This window comes from Sorangium sp. So ce362, from assembly GCF_051519845.1.
Classification (GTDB): Bacteria; Myxococcota_A; Polyangia; order Polyangiales; family Polyangiaceae; genus Sorangium.
In genome coordinates this window covers 3044332-3060110 of sequence record NZ_CP150332.1, presented here as the reverse complement: position 1 = coordinate 3060110, position 15779 = coordinate 3044332, and the positions used below count along the sequence as shown (strand labels likewise).

Here is a 15779-nt window from a genome sequence, read left to right as displayed (position 1 = left end):
TTTGAAGCTCGTCCCCTCGTTCACGGTCGCCCTCGCGCTCGCCATGCTCGCGGGCTGTGGGGCCTCGCCCTCGAGTCTGTGCGAAGACAAGTGCGACTGCACGGGATCTTGCAGCGAGAGAGATGAGGTGGAGTGTATCGACCGCATCGAGGACGCCGAGAGGTCTGCAGGGTACGAAGGCTGTCAGGACCAGTTCGACGAGCTCATCTCCTGCATCGACGATGAGTTCGTGTGCGACGGCGACGACGTCGCTGTCTCCGGGTGCAGCCGGCCGATGGCGGCTCTAACCGAATGCGCCGGACTGGACGTGAGCGCTCTCGTTTGGGCCCAGTTCTAGCCCTGGCCAGAGCGCCGGCGCCGGGGATGCCATGCGGCGCGTTGACAATCGGCGTAGTCTCTTCGAGCCTATCGTGACACAGCGCCTCGTGCGCGGTGGACAGCCCTCCACGCGCGCGTCCTGCCGTACGCTCTACCTGCCGCGTCGCGCTCGGCGCACGCTGAGGTCCCCTCGCGCAGCGCCTGCGGTCCCGTCTGCCGAGGTCGGGTGGGCAAAGGTGCGTTCCTCCTTGTGGAGGTCCTGACCCCATCGCGAGGGGGTCGCCGGAGCGGACCGGTCACGCGCCGGGGTGGCCGAGAGGGCCTTATTGGCCAAGGTGGGTGCGGACCTTCATGAGCAGCAGGTCGCCGTCGAAAGGCTTGATGAGGTAGTCGGTGCACCCGTTGGCGAAGCCGATCTTGATGCTCGTTTGATCGCTCCTCGTCGTCATCATGATGATCGGCACGGTCTTCGTCGCGTCGAACGCGCGAAGCCACCTGCAGGCCTGAAAGCCGTCCATCGCGGGCATGACGACGTCCATCAGGATGAGATCGGGGCGCTCCGACACGGCCTTCGCGATCGCCTCCTTGCCGTTGCGCGCGATGACGATGTCGTAGTCGTCCGCACCGAGCGCCAGCTGCTGTGACAGCAGCGAAGTCAGCGAGTCGTCGACGACGAGGATCTTCTTCTTCCGAGCTCCCTCGCTGGCCTGGTTACCAGGCGCGGACGGCCGGCTCCGCGGCGCCGAGTCGGAAGCGGAGGCCGTTTCCGGAGAGCTCTTTCGCGAGGAGTCGACACGACGATCGGCCATGAGGGAGCCTCCATGAGGAGGCGCCGTTCCCTAGGGCGCCTCCGGAGTGTTCAGGTTGCAACGAGTGGTCCCCTCGTCACCTTACCAGGATCGCTACCGCACCGGAACCAAGTTCCACTGTCACCCGATGTGGCCAAACCCGCGAATGTACTCCTGAACAGACCGCCGCGCCCTCCCCAGCGGCCAGCCGATGAGGCCGGCTGGCGCCTGGCCGAGAGGTGGAATCGCCCGGGCGTCCACGACAACGGCCGAGCCGTGTGGAGCGGAGGAGCACGCAAGAGCGTGAAAAGAGGGCTCGGCGGAGCCTGATCGCCGGCACAAGAAAGAAAGGGTAGTGCCCAGGGACGGAATCGAACCGCCCACACGAGGATTTTCAATCCTCTGCTCTACCAACTGAGCTACCTGGGCTTGCTGCAGACCCCGCGCTTACGCCGAGGCGTCGGTCACGGGCGGGCTACGTTACGCGGATGTAGACGTAAGTCAAAGGATTTCTGCATCCCGAGCTGCTCGTGCCGCGTCGGAAGCCCAGGAGGCGGCGGTGATTGTCGGCGCAGCCACCGCCGGCGCGGCCGCGATGCGGAGCCGTCATTCGGCGGTGTCGTCCGTCCCCGTGCCCTGCGCGGGCGCGGAGCGATCGACCAGCCGGAAGGCGGCCGCGAGCCACGAGGCGCGCAGGTAGGCGGCGGCCGCGAGCGCCGCGAGCTGCGCGACGAACGCGGCGGCGACGCGCGGGCCCGTGCCGACGCCGGCGAGGTGTATCCCCCACGCCCCGCCTGCGAGCGCGACGGCGGCGAGCGCGCCTCGAGAAGCGCAGGCCCAGGCGGCCGCGAGCGGCGCGGCGCACAGCGCGTCGACCCCCCTGGCGACAGCGGTGTAGAAGCCCCGCTGCTCGGCCACGAGGGCGGCCCGCGCGAGGTCGTGGAGCAGACCGATGGCCACGACGTGCACCAGCGCGACCGCGGCGACGGCCGCCGCCGCGAGGTCGCGGCTGCGCGGCAGGGCCAGGAGCGCCGCGCAGAGCTTCATCCCGGGGAACAGGACGAGCGCGGCGGCCGTGACCTGCGCCGCGAGCGCGACGCCCCAGAGCAAGGCGAGCGGGCCGATGGCGCGCGCCGCGCGGCCGCCCAGGGCCTGCGCCGAGAGCGGCCCCGCCTGGCTCAGCGCGGCGAGGAGCACCGCGAGCGGGATCAGCCCGAGCGCGGCGGCGAGCAGGGTGCCCACGCCGAGCTGCGCGGCGAGGGACGCGGCGGCGAGCGCCCCGAGGCGCCCGAGCTCGCCGAGCATCAGCCCGCCGGGATCGAACAGGATCGCGTCGCCGCGCGGATGATCGCCGACGACCTGGGCCGCGAAGACGGACAGCGGCGCCGCGACCACGAGCGAGGCGAGCACGCGATAGCCGAAGTAGAGCGCGATCGCGCCGGGCCGCTCGTGCGCGGCGGCGCGCCGCGCGGCAGGCCGGGCGCGCGGCGGATCGCCCCCTGCGGCCGCCGTCGAGCCCGGAACCATCGCGCCCTCCTCCTCCGCCGGCTCGCTCATGGCCCGAGGAGCGTGAGCGCGAGCCCCACGGCGAAGCTCGCGCGCGAGAGCACGCTGGGCGCGAGGAGGTCCGGATCCGCCCGGCGCGCGTTGTTCGCGAGGTCCTCGTCGAGCAGCACCCGGTGGTCGGGGTCGATCACCACGGCGACCAGCGGCGAGGCGCCGGCGTAGGGGATCCGGGCGGCGCTCTCGTGCGCCTGCCACCGGACCCGCTGCACGCCGCCGTCCTCGCCGTGCAGCGCGACGTCGACGGGGAGCACGAGCGAGCCGCGGCGCCGCACGACGGCGTGGCCGCGATAACCCGCTCCCTCGTGGCCGCCCTCACCCGGAGCGGGCTCCGCGTCGCCTGCGGGCCACGAGTGGAACGTCGCGACCGTGTAGTCGACCCACCCGCCCTCGAAGAGCCCGGCGCGGAGCGCCTCGGCCGCCCCGTCGCCCACCTCGCGGCGCACGGCCTCGAGCAGCGCCTCGGGGCCGGGGTGACGGAACCGGTTCTCGCGCGCGTAGCGGCCCACGGCCCGGCGCACGAGGTCCTCGCCGTATACGCCGGCGAGGGTCGCGAGGAGGACCGCGGGCCTTCCGTACACGAGGCCGGCGTAGTCCGCCCCGTCCACGAAGCCCGTCGCCGGCTGCGCGACGGCGCCGTTGTGGCCCGACGCGAGCGCGTCGGCGCGGTACTGCGTCCGGAGGTCGATCTCGAGCCCGAGCAGCCGCGCCGCCGAGCTGTCGCCGTAGCGGGCGCGGAGCGCTTCGGCCTCGGCGTAGGTGGTGAGGCCCTCATCGAGGAACGGGTAGCGGTGCTCGTTGGTGGCGACGAGGCCGTAGAACCACTGGTGCGCGAGCTCGTGCACCGTGACCGCCTCGACGAAGCGCAAGCCCACCACGGGCCAGAGCCAGCTGCCGCCGGTCGTGATGAGCGTCGGGTACTCCATTCCGCCGGCCTCCTCGGCGCCCTCCGGCGGATGCACGATCGTGAGCGTGCCGTACGGGTAGCGGCCGAACGCCGCGCCGAAATGCGACAGGCCGAACCGGGCCAGGTCGATCTGGAGCGCCGCCTCGCGCTCGCTTCCCTCGGGGAAGAGGCAACGGATCGCGACGCCGTCGTCGGTCGTCGCGCGCATCTCGCGGAAGCGGTCCCACGCGGCGAAGGCGAAGTCGTGCACGTCCTCCTGCACGAACCGGCGGATCGCGCGGCCGTCGAGCCGCCGCTCTTCCACGAGCCGGCCGGTGGCGCCGACCGCGAACCGCTCCGGCACGTCGACGGTCACGTCGTAGGCCCCGAAGTCGGCGTAAAACTCCGAGAGTCGATGGTAGGGGAAGTGCGCCCAGGTCCCGTCGGGCTCGAGGCGAGCGATCTTCGGAAACCACTGCCCCACCATGTGAAAGCTCCCGTAGTGGCCCGTCCTGAGCGCGAGCGACGGGAGGTGCGCGTCCCAGGCGAGATCGATCGTGATCGCTTCGCCTGGAGCGACGGGCCGCGGCAGCTCCACGCGGATGTCGGTCTCGTCCTCGGGATCGCCGGGCGTCGTGGGGCGCCCCTGGGGCCAGACGTCCGCGCCTCCCATCTCGCGCACCGCGAAGCGCTTCACCTGGATGTGTCCGTAATCGTACAAGATTTCGTTGCCGCGAAAGCCCCCGATGGCCGACCGGAGGAACACGGTGCGCTCGCTCTTGAAGCCGTTCAGGTAGAGGTGGACGAACAGCTCGCGCTGCGGCTCGCGCGACGCGTTCCGCCAGACCAGCGTGCCCTCGCCGCGCATCGTGTGCTGCACCGGATCGAGGCTCGCGCGCAGCGTGTAGCTCGCGATCGGATCGGCGTGCGCCGCGAGCTCGGCGTCGGCAGGAGGCGCCGGCGATGGCGTGACGTGGGCGGCGCCGACAGCGGCTGCGGTGATGCCCGCGGGCTCCGCGTCGGCAGCGGCTGCGGTGGCGCCCGCGGCGTCGACGGTGCCTGCGCGAGCGGCCGGCGGCGGCTGCGCTGGAGCGCCGCGCGCGATCGTGGCGACGAGGGACGCCCCCGTTCGGCCGGCGAGCAGCGCGAGGAGGAGACCGATGGCGGCCTGGAGAGCCGTGCGCACCGGTGCAACCTAGCGAGCCAGCGCCATCGCGGAAAGGCGCGTCAACACGCGCCGCAGCCCGCCCGGCACGATTCGAGGCCGGGACCGGGGACCTCAGGCGATCCCGACGCCTACACGCCGCCGACGATCCCCTCCTGCATGAGCTCGTACAGGAGCCGCAAGGCCTCGAGCGTCTGCATGCCCGAGACGTCGAGGATCTCGTCGATCGAGCTGTACCCGTCGATGCACGACAGCAAGAAGCCCGCGCGGTGATCGAGGTTCAACGAGCGGAGCTGGTCCGGCGACACCGCGAGGCGGAGCACGCGCGAGCCGTCGCCGAGGCGCGACTGGTACATCTGCCGCAACATCTCGACGCAGCTGTCGGCGTACTGCCGCGCCATCGAGTCCTTCGGGTTCTCCTCGAGCAGGCCCTCCGCGAGGACGAGCGCGCCCCCGAAGTCCCCCTGATCGAACCGGTGCTGCATCTGCTCGCGCGGCCCCTGGAGGCTCAGCTGGGGCTCGGTCGCACGGGAGTGGACCCCCTTGTCCACCCTCGCGGCAGCCGCCGGCGCGCGATCCGTCTCGATCCGGCGCGGCGCGCGATCCGTCTCGATCCGGCGCGGCGCGCGATCCGTCTCGATCCGGCGCGGCGCGCGCGCCCCGCCCTGCGTGTCGCCGGAGACCCGGTACGAGGTGGAGCCGGCGAGCGCGCCCGTCCCGCCGCGGAAGGCGGGCTCGTCGTCCTCCACGATCAGGCCGTACCGGAGCGTGCCGGGAGGCGGCGTGACCGGCTGCTCATCCATGGCGAGGCCCGGCTCCTCGAAGCCGAGATCGAGCCGGAAATCGATGCCCTGCGGCCCTGCGTCCTCGGGTGCGTATCCGCGCCCCCGCGCGCTCTGGGGGTCGTGAACGTCCCGCGCATCGACCGGAGGGCCACCGAAGACGTCGATCTCCCCGAAGCTGTGCGGGTACACCTGGCCCGGCTCGCGCAGGAAATCGTCGAGGTCCGGCCCGAGCTCGTGCTCGCCCTCGAGCGATCCGAAGCCCATCCGGCCGCCGGGCCGCGACGGAACCCCGGGCTCGTCGCACTCCAGGCCGAGCCGCGCGGCCTCCAGGTCGAGCCGCGCGGCCTCCAGGCTGGACGGGCCGTGCTTGCCCGAGAAGCTGCTGCCGGGCGGCGGCTCCCAGGGGATCGTCTTGCGCGTCGGCACGGGCGGGTACCCCTCCGGAGGCCCCTCGGGCGGGCGCGGCCGCTGGGCGGTGATCTCGGAGCTCGAATGAGAGCGACGGGTCATCATCTTTGCCACGTATTCGCTGACCGGGATTGGCGGCGGAAGGGTGATCTTGCCCTCGGCGTCCGGCTGCGGGGGCAAGCCGGAGGGCGGGGTCGCCATGCGGGGTGAGCCCTGCCCCTCGCGCGTCAGCGCGATGCGCGCGAGGATCTCCTTCGAGGCGACGGGCTGGGTGTCCTCGAGCTCGTCCACCTCATCGTGCCCCCAGGAGGAGTCCAGGGTCTTGGAGTCAGGCGGCACCGACCGCATCGTCTTCCCTCATCGCGGCCACCGTTCATCCCTGTGGCCTGGCTACGACACCCTTGAACATCCGGTGGGTGCGCGAGAGCGCCTCCATCTGCTCCTTGACCGCGGCCGCGTCGCGCCGGCCAATGGCCTGGCGCGAGCGGTCCACGATCCCGCGCGCCTTGCCGATGGCGTCGCGGCCGAAATCGCTGGACGCCACGATCTGCTCTACCTGCGGGAACATCCGCTCGATCTCGGCGATGAGCTTCTCGGCCTCCTGCCGGACGCCCTCGAACTGGTCGCTCACGCGGCGATCGACGAGGTACTCCTTCGCCGCCTCCATCATCTCGCCCACCTCCTCCTTCGTGAGGCCGCTCGACGCGGTGACCTGGATCGACTGCTGCTGGCCCGTCTCCAGATCCTTCGCGCTCACGGAGACGATGCCGTCGCTGTTGATCTCGAACGTCACCTCGATCTCGACCTGGCCCTTCGGTGCGCGGCGCAGGCCCGTGAGGATGAACTCGCCGAGCAGCTCGTTGTCGGTCGCCTTCTGGTGCTCGCCCTGCATGACCAGGATCTTCACCGCGGTCTGGTTGTCGCGGCTCGTCGTGAAGATCTTCGACCGGCTCGTGGGCACGGTGGTGTTCTGCGGGATGAGCTCCTCGAAGTTCGACCCGAAGGTCATGATGCCGAGCGCGTGCGGCGTGACGTCGAGCAGGATCATCTGCTTCGTCTCGTCCACGAGCGCGGCGCCCTGCACCGCCGCGCCGAGCGCGACCACCTCGTCGGGGTGCACCCCCTTGCACGGCTCGCGCTCGAAGAAGTCGCGCACGGCCTCCTGCACCCGCGGCATGCGCGTCATGCCGCCGACGAGCACGACGTCCTCGATCTCGTCGCGATCGAGCCGCGCATCCTCGAGCGTCTGGCTGCAGATCTCGACGCACCGCTCGACGAGGTCCTCGCACAGCTCCTGCAGCGTGACCCGCGAGAGCGTGCGCTGCAGGTGGAGCGCCTCGTTGCGCGCGCTCGAGATGATGAACGGCAGGTTGATCTCGGTCTCCAGCACGCTGGACAGCTCGCACTTCGCCTTCTCGGCCGCGTCCTTGAGCCGCTGGAGCGCCATCCTGTCCTGCCGCAGATCGACGTCGTGCTGCTCCTTGAAGCCCTGCACCAGCCAGTCGATGACCCGCGCGTCGAAATCCTCGCCGCCGAGGAACGTGTCGCCCGCGGTGGCGATGACCTTGAAGACCCCGCCCGCGCCGATCTCGAGCACGGAGATGTCGAACGTGCCGCCGCCGAGGTCGAACACGGCGATCGTCTTCTCGAAGTTCTTGCCGAACCCGTACGCGAGCGCCGCCGCCGTCGGCTCGTTGACGATGCGGATGACGTCGAGCCCCGCGATCTGGCCCGCGTCCTTCGTCGCCTGCCGCTGGTTGTCGTTGAAGTAGGCGGGGACGGTGATCACCGCCTTCGAGACGGGCTCGTTGAGGTAGTCCTCGGCGAACAGCTTCATCTCCTGGAGGACCATCGCGCTGATCTCGGGGACCGAGTACGTCTTGTCGCGCAGCTGGATGCGGACGTCCCCGTGCGGCCCCTCGACGATCTTGTACGAGGCAGTCAGGATCGCGTTCTTCACCTGCGGGGACGACCACTTGCGGCCGATCAGCCGCTTCGCGGCGTAGACCGTGTTCTCGGCGTTGGTGATCGCCTGCCGCTTCGCGATGTGCCCGCAGAGCCGCTTGCCGGCCTCGGTGATCGCCACCATGGACGGCGTCGTTTTGTACCCACCGCGATTCGGGATGACGGTCGGGACGCCCTCCTCGACGATGGCAACGCACGAATTCGTGGTGCCAAGGTCAATGCCGATGACACGCTCCATCGATGCCGCTGCTCCTCTTGTGATCTTCGGCTAGTGATCTTCGGCCCGAACGGCCGCCGAGGTCACGATGCTAGACCGTTTCGCGGAGCCGAGCGGGCCAATCGTGCTCGGCCCCTTCCGAAGGCGCCGCCCCCGGCCCGACCGCGGCGGGCGTTACCGGGCGGCGCTAGACTTGCTTCCCGTACGCCTTGGCCTGCTCGCGCGCCTGGGCGATGAGGTCGCGCAGCCGGGCGTCGTTCCCTGCGAGCTCGCCCGCGCGGTCGAGCTCGCCCGTCGCGCTCTTCGTGAGCCCCGCGGCCGCGTACGAGAGCGCGAGCGTCAGCCGGTACTCCACCGAGGCGGGCACGAGCTCCACCGCCCGGCGTGCGAACTCCACCGCCCGTCGCGTGTTCTCCCCGGCCTGGAGCGTCGCGTAGGCGACCCGCTCGTGCGCGTCGGCGTCGTCCGGGCGACCGTTGCACACCTTCGCATAGCTCAGCGCCGCATCGACCCAGCGCCCGGTCTGTGCCTCGTAGTGGGCCTGCTTGAGGTAGCCGTCCGCCAGCGCCACCGCCGCGAGGCGCTGCACGTCGGCCGACGCCCTCTGGAGCGCGGCGTCCTCCGGCGCGAGCGACGCGGCGATCCGGAACGCGTTGGCCGCCCCCGCGTAGTCGTTCCGGTCGAGCGCGGACCGAGCCGCCTCGGCGTGCCGCGCGATCTGGTTCCGGAGCGCCTCGTTGCGGGCGGAATCGTAGCGCGCCTTGAGCGCCTCGACCGCCCTCATCGACTCGGGCGATCGGACGCCGCCCGGGGCCCTCGACACCGCCGCAGCGGCGGGCGCCGTGACCGCCGCTGCGGCAGGCGCCGGGGCCGCCGCTGCGGCAGGCGCCGGGGAGGGCGCGCCCGCCGGAGCGCGCCGCAGGCCTCCGGTGAGCTTGCGCGCGAACGTCTCGCGCCGATCCTTCGCGCTGGGAGCGGGCGCGGCGGGCGAGCCGGCCGACGCGCTCCGCGCCGGCGCGCCTCCGTGGTCCGGCGAGCTCGCCGCGTAGGACGGCTGCGCCGGCGCCGCTGCGCGCGTGAACGCCGCGGCGGGGGCCTGCTCGGCGGGTGGGCGTTCGGAGGAGTAACGTCCGGGCGACCCGACCACGTCGTGCGGATCGGCGAACGCAGCGCGCACCGAGGCGTCGACGGCGGTGGAGATCGTGGCGATGTCGCGGGGCGTCTGCTCGATCAGCGCCGCCATCGTCCGGTTCTTGTGGGTCTGCTCGAGGTACCCGTCGTACTCGGCGCGCCGCTGCTTCGACGTCAGCGTGTCGTGCGCCAGCGTGATGCGCGTGAAGAGGGCCTCGATCTTCTGCTTGTACGAGCCGAGCTGCTTGCGGAAGTAGGTGTCCGGATGGAACTCCGGCGCGAGCTGGTAATAGGCGCTCTTGATCTGCTTCTTGTCCGCCTGGTCCGAGACGCCGAGCAGCGCGTAGTAGCTGAGATCGTCGAGCCGATAGTAGAGGTCGAGGATCCGCCGCTTCCGGTCGGGGGCGAGCTCGACCGGCTCGTCCAGCTCGGAAGGATCGTAGAGCGGCAGGGAGTCCACCTGCTGGAGCGCGTCGCGGCCGAGCGGGACGGACTCGCCCCCGGACGACGTCGGCCGCTCCGGATCCGCCGCGGCCCCACGCCGCACAGCGTCGGCCGCGCCCCGCGGCGGAGGTGGGCCAGAGGGCTCACCGTCCAGGAGGATGGCGCCGAAATCGCGCAGGCGGCGCAGCGCCTCGACGGTGTCGCCGTGCGACATGCCCGTGATCAAGGACAGATCCCGATCGGTCAGGACGCCGTCGATCCGGGACAGGAGGAACGCGTCCGCGGGTTTCAGCGGGAGCGACTTGAGGTCGTACCCGGGTTTCGGCCTTGGCACACGGAGCGTCATCGGGTCGGGCAGCGACGCCCTCCCGCCGAGTCTAACGAGGAACGCGCGCCCGTCGCAATTGGAGACCACGGCCGGCGCGCGCTTCAGCGAGGCTTTTCCTGGGCGCCCTTCAGGGCCTCGGTGATAACGTGATCCTGGATCGAGATCGCCCGCTCCAGCAGGCCGACCGCGCGCGCGCGGGCCTGCGCCGCCGCCGCGCGCTCCCCCTTCTCTTCCAGCGCCTTCGCGCGGCGCTCCTCGACCACGCCCGCCACCTCGTAGAGGTGGCCCTCGTAATGAGAGGGCGCCGGCGCCAGCCTGAGGCCCGCGTCGATGTCGCGCGCCGCGGCGTCGAACTCGCCGGCCTCGCCCCGGAGCTCCGCCAGCCGGGCGTAGGTGTCCGCCGTCACCTCGGCGACCTCCGGCGGCGTGCCCGGCGGCCTCGGCGCTGCGATGATCCCCTCGAGGGCGCGGACCGCGACCACGCGATCGCCCGCGCCGAGCGCCACGTCGGCGGCGTGGTGCGCCGCGCGCGCCCGGGAGAGAAAGGCGAGCAGCGTGGGATCGACGATCTGCGCCGGGGCGCACGCGCACGCCGGATCGCCCGGGGCCGCGCCGACGCGCGCACGCTCGTCGTCCCGGGCGCACCCGAGGTGCGCCGCTGCGAGGAGCCCCAGGCAAGCGACGACGAGGCGGGCGCTCCGCATCAGCGCACCCCCCACGCCGCATACCGGTTCTGGCGCAGATCGGACGCGCGCGCGGCGGCGATGCGATCGATCCGCTCCGTCTGGCCGCCCTCCCTCGGGAACGGCGCGGCCGGATCGAAGAGCGCGGTGGTCGAGCGCGCCTCGATCAGCGAGGGCAACGGCGCGGCCGCCGCGGGCGGCGCGCCGTCGTCGCCGGACGCGCGCACGACGGAGGCGCGCTCTTCCCGGAGCTGGCCGAAGATCAACGCCGCGGCGGCCGCCGCCGCGGCGAGGGTCGAGAGCGCCGCCATCGTGACCGGCGCGATGCGCCGGGCGCGAGGCGCGGGCGAGGCGCGGAGGGCCCCCTCGACGAGCGCGCGGCTCCGGAGCTCCGCGAGCGGCGCCGGGCGCCACGCGGCCCGGAGCGCGACGGCGAGCTCCGCGAGCTCGTCGCGCGCGCCGGGCGAGGCGAGCTCCCCGTCGCCGCCGGAGCCGCCGCCCCGCCCGGGCCCGCCCCGGCCGGCGGCCGCAGGATCGAGCGCCTCCCGCAGGCGCTCGGCAGCGCGCCGCTCGGCCCTGGTCGGCGACGCGCCGTCGTCACCGAGCGCGCGCGCGAGCAGCGCCTCGTGGTCGGCCCTGTCGAGCCCGAGAGGCCGAGCTGCGGCCCGGAGCGCCTCCGCGAGCGGGACCTCGCCGCGATCGAGCGCCTCCGCGAGCTCGCGCGCGGCGCGCTGCTCGTCGTCGGGCGCCGGCGCGAACGGCTCCGCCTCGGGCGAGACGAGCGCGAGCCGCCGGCCGCGCTCCGGGCCGCCGCGGCGCTCCACGGGCCCGTTTCCGGTCGGCGGGGGGCGCGGATCCGAGGGCCGCCGCGGCTTCATCGCGCCCCTTCCTTATGCTCCGCGTGCGGCGCGGCAACCCCCGCGGCGAGCGCCTTCTTCAGCGCGGTCATGGCGCGGTGCAGGACGACATCGAACGTCGCCACGCTGACCCCGAGCGCGCGGGCCACCTCGTCGCGGGACCGCTCCTCGAGCACCCGGAGCCGGATCGCCTCGGCGTAGCGCGGGTTGAGGCGCCCGAGCGCGTCATCGACCCGCGCCCGCGCGTCGGCGAGGTCGCGCTTCTCGCAGAGCTCGACCTCGCCGCGGGCGGTGAGATCGGTCTCGGCGGCGTCGATCTCGCGCTGCAGATCCTCGGGCTCGAAGAGCGCCTCGCGGCGGCGCGCGCGGAGCATGTCGAGCGCGATGCGCAGCGCGATCACGCGGAGCCAGGGGTAGATGCCGCAGCTCTGCCACTGGAACTGGGAGAACCGCTCGACCACCCGCGCGTACGTCTCGGCGAGGGCGTCCTGCGCGGCCGCGTCGGAGCCGAGGCGGGGCAGCAGCACCGCGCGGTACAGCGCAGGCCCGTACCTGCGGAGCAGCTGGCCCAGCGCGGCGCGATCGCCCTGCGCGGCGCGCTCGCATTGGAGGCGCTCCGCCTCGAGATCGGGCCTCGCTGCTGCCACCGCCGTCACAGCGGCGACGATACCCGGACGTGGGACGGTTCGCACCGAAGTCCGCCTTGCGCCCGCGGCGGGACGGCGCGCCCCGCGGCCCCGGTGGAACGCGGGCGCGCCGCCGGGGTGCCGCCGCGCGCCGCCGCGAGGGCGCCACGCGGCGGCGGGGACCGAGCGCGGGGAGGCTGCCGCATTCACACCTCGACAACGGCCCAAAGCCGTGGACCTTACGGCCCGGAGCCTCCACATTGTGCCGGCCTCGACGCGGAGCGTTCTCCGTGAAAGGAAGCCCTCGTGACCCTCGATACAACGTTCAGGTCTCGCGCACGCCCCGGGGTTGGGCGACGCGTCGGGACCAGCCTGTGACGGCAGGGCCGTCCGGCGAGCGGCGACGCTCGCTGAATTGTGCGCGCTGCGGCGCCCTCAACGGGAGCGACTTCAGCCGATGCATCCGCTGTGGAGCGCCGCTGCTCCTCCCTGCAGCCCGCGCCGTGCCGGCGAGGGGACCCTTCGACGGGCGGAGCCTGCTCGCGACCAAGATCCTCGGCGGGCTCACGGCGTTCGTATTCGTCGGGCAGATGGTGGCCGCGCACTCCCGCGATCTCGGCCTCCTCTCGGCGTGGGACAGGTCGAACTACCTCCGCTTCGGCGCGCTCCTCGTGGAGCCAGGAGAGCCGTTCGAGCCGTTCCGCCTGCTCTCCGCGGTCTTCGTCCACATGGGCGTCGTCCACTTCGGCATGAACATGCTGACGCTCGGCATGCTCGCCCGCGCCGCCGAGCCCGCCGTCGGCTCGGCGCGGTTCGCGATCGCCTACGTCCTCACGGGCCTGCTCGGATTCGTCGCGAGCGCCGCCTGGAACCTCTTCGTGCAGCCCGAGGTCGTGTGCACCGCGGGCGCGAGCGGCGCGGTGTTCGGCGTGATGGGCCTCCTGCTCGGCTGGCTGCTCCGCCGCCGCGACCCGCGCTGGAAGGACCTGGCGCTCCAGGCCGTGTTCTACATCGTCCTCTTCGGCTTCGTCGTGAACGCGTCGAACACCGGCATCCGCATCAACAACGCGGCGCACATCGGAGGCCTGGCCAGCGGCGCGCTGCTCGGGCTGATCTACGCGGGCCCGGGGCGGATCCGGTTCGAGGGCGTGATCAACGCCGGCGCGCTCGCCGGCGTGCTCGCCTGCCTCGCCGCGCTCGGGCTCGCCCAGCGCTCGCCGCTCTGGCGTGCCACGGAGTCGATCGACGGGCTCTCGCGGATCGAGGCGCCCGCACGCGAGGAGCGCGACGAGCCCGGGGCGGCTCCGCGGGAGACGACCGGGGCGCTGTCGCCGCGATCGGCGGGGTCGCCCGCGCCGGACGGCCCTGACGAGGCGTGACGCTGATTGCCGCGCCCTGCCCGAACGTCTAAGCGCCATCCTCGCATTCACGTGGGGGCGGGCCTGTCCGTCCGTTCCCTCTCCGGAGACGTCATGGTCCGAACCTCATCGCGCATCGCCTCGTGCGTGCTTGCCGCGTCTCTCCTCGGCGGCTGCCACGTCACCCTCCAGAGCGGCAGCAAGCCGGCAGAGACGTCGCCGCCGCCCCCACCTCCCCCCGCCAAGACCGCCTCCCGGTCGCGCAAGCCGGCCAAGCCGGAGCCGGAGCCAGCGCGCCGCAAATCCCCGAAGTGGCGCCTGCCCACGCACAATGCGCCGCGCATCACCGCCCCGAACGTGTTCGGCAACGGGGAGAACGGCGCCTTCCGGGGGCTCGCCTACGTGATCCCCGAGAACAGCCGGACGCTCCCGAGCTTCGACGGGCTCGTGCCGTTCGCTGTGCTGTACACGGACAAGTTCGAGGTGAAGTCGCAGGACTTCTCCGCCGGCTTCCCGGGCGCGCTCGCGCAGAACGAGTGGTTCGCCATCCGCTTCGAGGGCGAGTTCAAGGCGCCCCAGGAGGGCATGTACCAGTTCCGGCTCACCGCGGACGACGGCGCGATCCTCTACATCGACGACAAGCGCGTGCTCGCGAACGACGGGGTCCACAGCGCGAAGAGCGCGGACGGCGAGACGCGGCTCACCGAGGGGACGCACCGGCTGCGGCTCGACTACTTCCAGGCGCAGCGGGGCCAGGTCGCGCTCCTGCTCCAGATGGGCCAGAAGGACAAGCTCGAGCCGCTCGTCGGGCTCCGCTGACGAAGGACCGCGCCGGCCGGCCGACCGGAGCTCGGCCAGCGCCGTCCGGCGCGGCGCGCGGCGGGCTGACGCGCGCACGCCACGGCGCCCCCGATCCCCTTTTCGTGTATCGTCGCCGCCGCCCATGGCGTCGGTGAACCCACTGTCGCGCGAGCTCGTATTCAAGATCGTCTATTACGGGCCCGGCCTGGGCGGGAAGACGACCACGCTCGAGTACCTGCACGCCACCGCGAAGCCCGAGTACCGCGGCAAGCTCGTCTCCCTGGCAACGCCGGTCGACCGGACGCTCTACTTCGACTTCCTGCCGGTCCGACTCCCGCAGCTGCGCGGGATGAACGTGCGGCTCCAGCTCTTCACGGTGCCGGGGCAGGTCTACTTCAACGCGACCCGAAAGCTGGTGCTCACGGGCGCCGACGGCATCGTGTTCGTCAGCGACTCGCAGGCCGTTCGCGCCGACGCAAACATGGAAAGCCTGGAAAACCTGCGCGACAACCTGGCCGAGCAGGGCCGGGAGCTGAGGCACATCCCGCTGGTCTTTCAGCACAACAAGCGCGATCTGCTGGATCTGCTCCCCCTGGAGGAGCTCGATGCGATGCTGAACCCGTCCCGCGCCGTCTCGCTGGCCACGTCGGCGAAGACGGGGCTCGGCATCTACGAGGGGCTCGAGGAGATCAGCGCCACGGTGCTGCGCGCCTTCGAGAGCCGCCTGCCCGACGCGATGGGCATCGGGCTCGGCGGGTTCGACGCGATCGAGGGCGGGCTCGTCACCGCGCTTCGCGACGCGTCGCCGCCGCCGTCGGCGCAGCTCGATGCGGTGATCTCGCGGCTCGCTCCGCCCAGCAAGCCGTGGTCGACGATGCCCCCGCACTCCACGATCGACGACCCGGACGAGGCAGAGGCCGCGCCCGGCGCGACCTCCTCGCCGGGTCTCGACGTCCCGCCGCGCAGCACCGGCGTCCGGGATCCGGTGAGCCGCGGGATACCGCCGTCGCTGCGGCTCGCCGCCCGGAGGCTGGCCGCGTCGGCGGAGGCCCCGGCGACCGCGCGCGCGGATGGACCGTCCGCGGCCACGAGGCACCTCGCCCAGCCGGGCCTCTCGTTCGTGGCGCTGTGGCCGACCGCCGAGCGCGAGGTGGTCGCCGAGATCGAGGCGGACATCGCCGCCGAGCGGTACGCCGTGGCGCTCGATCGCTGCGACGCGCTCGTCGCGGGGATCCTCGACAAGGCGGCGGAGCTCGCGGGCTCGACCGACGCGCCGCGCGACGCCTCGACGGTGCCGGCGCTGCTCGGCCTGGACGGGCGCCGCTACCTCGGCTTCCGCGCCGCGGTCCGGAGAGCGCGCTCCGGCAGCGAGGTGACCGAGCGCGACGCGCTCAAGGCGTTCGCGTTCGCCATCGAAGCGCGGCTCGCCGAGAGTGCGATCTGACGCGGCGCAGGT

13 protein-coding genes and 1 tRNA gene are annotated in these 15779 nt (G+C 72.7%); 4 read left to right on the top strand and 10 right to left on the bottom strand.

The annotated features are described in order from the left end of the window. The first annotated feature begins 1 nt into the window (after position 1). On the top strand, positions 2 to 337 hold the full coding sequence (locus WMF17_RS12190; protein WP_437649527.1) for a hypothetical protein: 336 nt from the start codon (positions 2 to 4) through the stop codon (positions 335 to 337). A 304-nt stretch (positions 338 to 641) separates the two neighbouring features. Here the strand turns inward: WMF17_RS12190 and WMF17_RS12185 are convergent, their stop codons facing one another. From WMF17_RS12185 to WMF17_RS12140, 10 genes are all read right to left on the bottom strand, one after another. Further along, positions 642 to 1127: a response regulator gene (locus tag WMF17_RS12185; protein ID WP_437602210.1), complete on the bottom strand. Its 486-nt coding sequence runs from the start codon at positions 1125 to 1127 to the stop codon at positions 642 to 644. A 335-nt stretch (positions 1128 to 1462) separates the two neighbouring features. After that, positions 1463 to 1535: transfer RNA gene (locus WMF17_RS12180), tRNA-Phe, on the bottom strand. A 177-nt stretch (positions 1536 to 1712) separates the two neighbouring features. Next, on the bottom strand, positions 1713 to 2663 hold the full coding sequence (locus WMF17_RS12175; protein ID WP_437649525.1) for a hypothetical protein: 951 nt from the start codon (positions 2661 to 2663) through the stop codon (positions 1713 to 1715). Next, on the bottom strand, positions 2660 to 4741 hold the full coding sequence (locus tag WMF17_RS12170) for a M1 family metallopeptidase (protein WP_437649523.1): 2082 nt from the start codon (positions 4739 to 4741) through the stop codon (positions 2660 to 2662). The genes WMF17_RS12175 and WMF17_RS12170 overlap by 4 nt, the downstream gene beginning before the upstream one ends. 110 nt (positions 4742 to 4851) lie before the next feature. Then, the gene (locus tag WMF17_RS12165; protein ID WP_437602206.1) at positions 4852 to 6252 is read right to left on the bottom strand and encodes a hypothetical protein; all 1401 of its coding nucleotides are present in this window, start codon (positions 6250 to 6252) and stop codon (positions 4852 to 4854) included. A 34-nt stretch (positions 6253 to 6286) separates the two neighbouring features. Further along, positions 6287 to 8116 (bottom strand): molecular chaperone DnaK, encoded by a 1830-nt coding sequence (gene dnaK / locus WMF17_RS12160; RefSeq protein WP_437489956.1) that lies wholly within the window; start codon positions 8114 to 8116, stop codon positions 6287 to 6289. A gap of 166 nt (positions 8117 to 8282) precedes the next feature. Next, a complete protein-coding gene (locus WMF17_RS12155; RefSeq protein WP_437649521.1) occupies positions 8283 to 10004 on the bottom strand; it encodes a DnaJ domain-containing protein in 1722 nt (573 codons plus the stop codon). A gap of 95 nt (positions 10005 to 10099) precedes the next feature. Continuing rightward, complete coding sequence (locus WMF17_RS12150; protein WP_437602204.1) at positions 10100 to 10702, bottom strand: hypothetical protein; 603 nt, start codon at positions 10700 to 10702, stop codon at positions 10100 to 10102. Then, positions 10702 to 11559: a hypothetical protein gene (locus tag WMF17_RS12145; protein ID WP_437602203.1), complete on the bottom strand. Its 858-nt coding sequence runs from the start codon at positions 11557 to 11559 to the stop codon at positions 10702 to 10704. Before WMF17_RS12145 ends, WMF17_RS12150 begins: the two co-directional genes overlap by 1 nt. Beyond that, positions 11556 to 12185: an RNA polymerase sigma factor gene (locus WMF17_RS12140; protein WP_437602202.1), complete on the bottom strand. Its 630-nt coding sequence runs from the start codon at positions 12183 to 12185 to the stop codon at positions 11556 to 11558. Before WMF17_RS12140 ends, WMF17_RS12145 begins: the two co-directional genes overlap by 4 nt. A gap of 482 nt (positions 12186 to 12667) precedes the next feature. Here WMF17_RS12140 and WMF17_RS12135 point away from each other — a divergent pair, with 482 nt between their 5' ends. The 3 genes from WMF17_RS12135 to WMF17_RS12125 all read left to right on the top strand — a co-directional run bounded on the left by WMF17_RS12135 (position 12668) and on the right by WMF17_RS12125 (position 15767). Next, on the top strand, positions 12668 to 13543 hold the full coding sequence (locus tag WMF17_RS12135; protein WP_437649519.1) for a rhomboid family intramembrane serine protease: 876 nt from the start codon (positions 12668 to 12670) through the stop codon (positions 13541 to 13543). A gap of 93 nt (positions 13544 to 13636) precedes the next feature. Next, positions 13637 to 14341, top strand: a complete 705-nt coding sequence (locus tag WMF17_RS12130) for a PA14 domain-containing protein (protein ID WP_437649517.1) — start codon at positions 13637 to 13639, stop codon at positions 14339 to 14341. Between the two features lie 124 nt (positions 14342 to 14465). Beyond that, positions 14466 to 15767 carry a GTP-binding protein gene (locus tag WMF17_RS12125; RefSeq protein ID WP_437602197.1) on the top strand — a complete coding sequence of 434 codons (1302 nt, stop codon included), beginning with the start codon at positions 14466 to 14468 and terminating at the stop codon, positions 15765 to 15767. Positions 15768 to 15779: the final 12 nt, after the last annotated feature.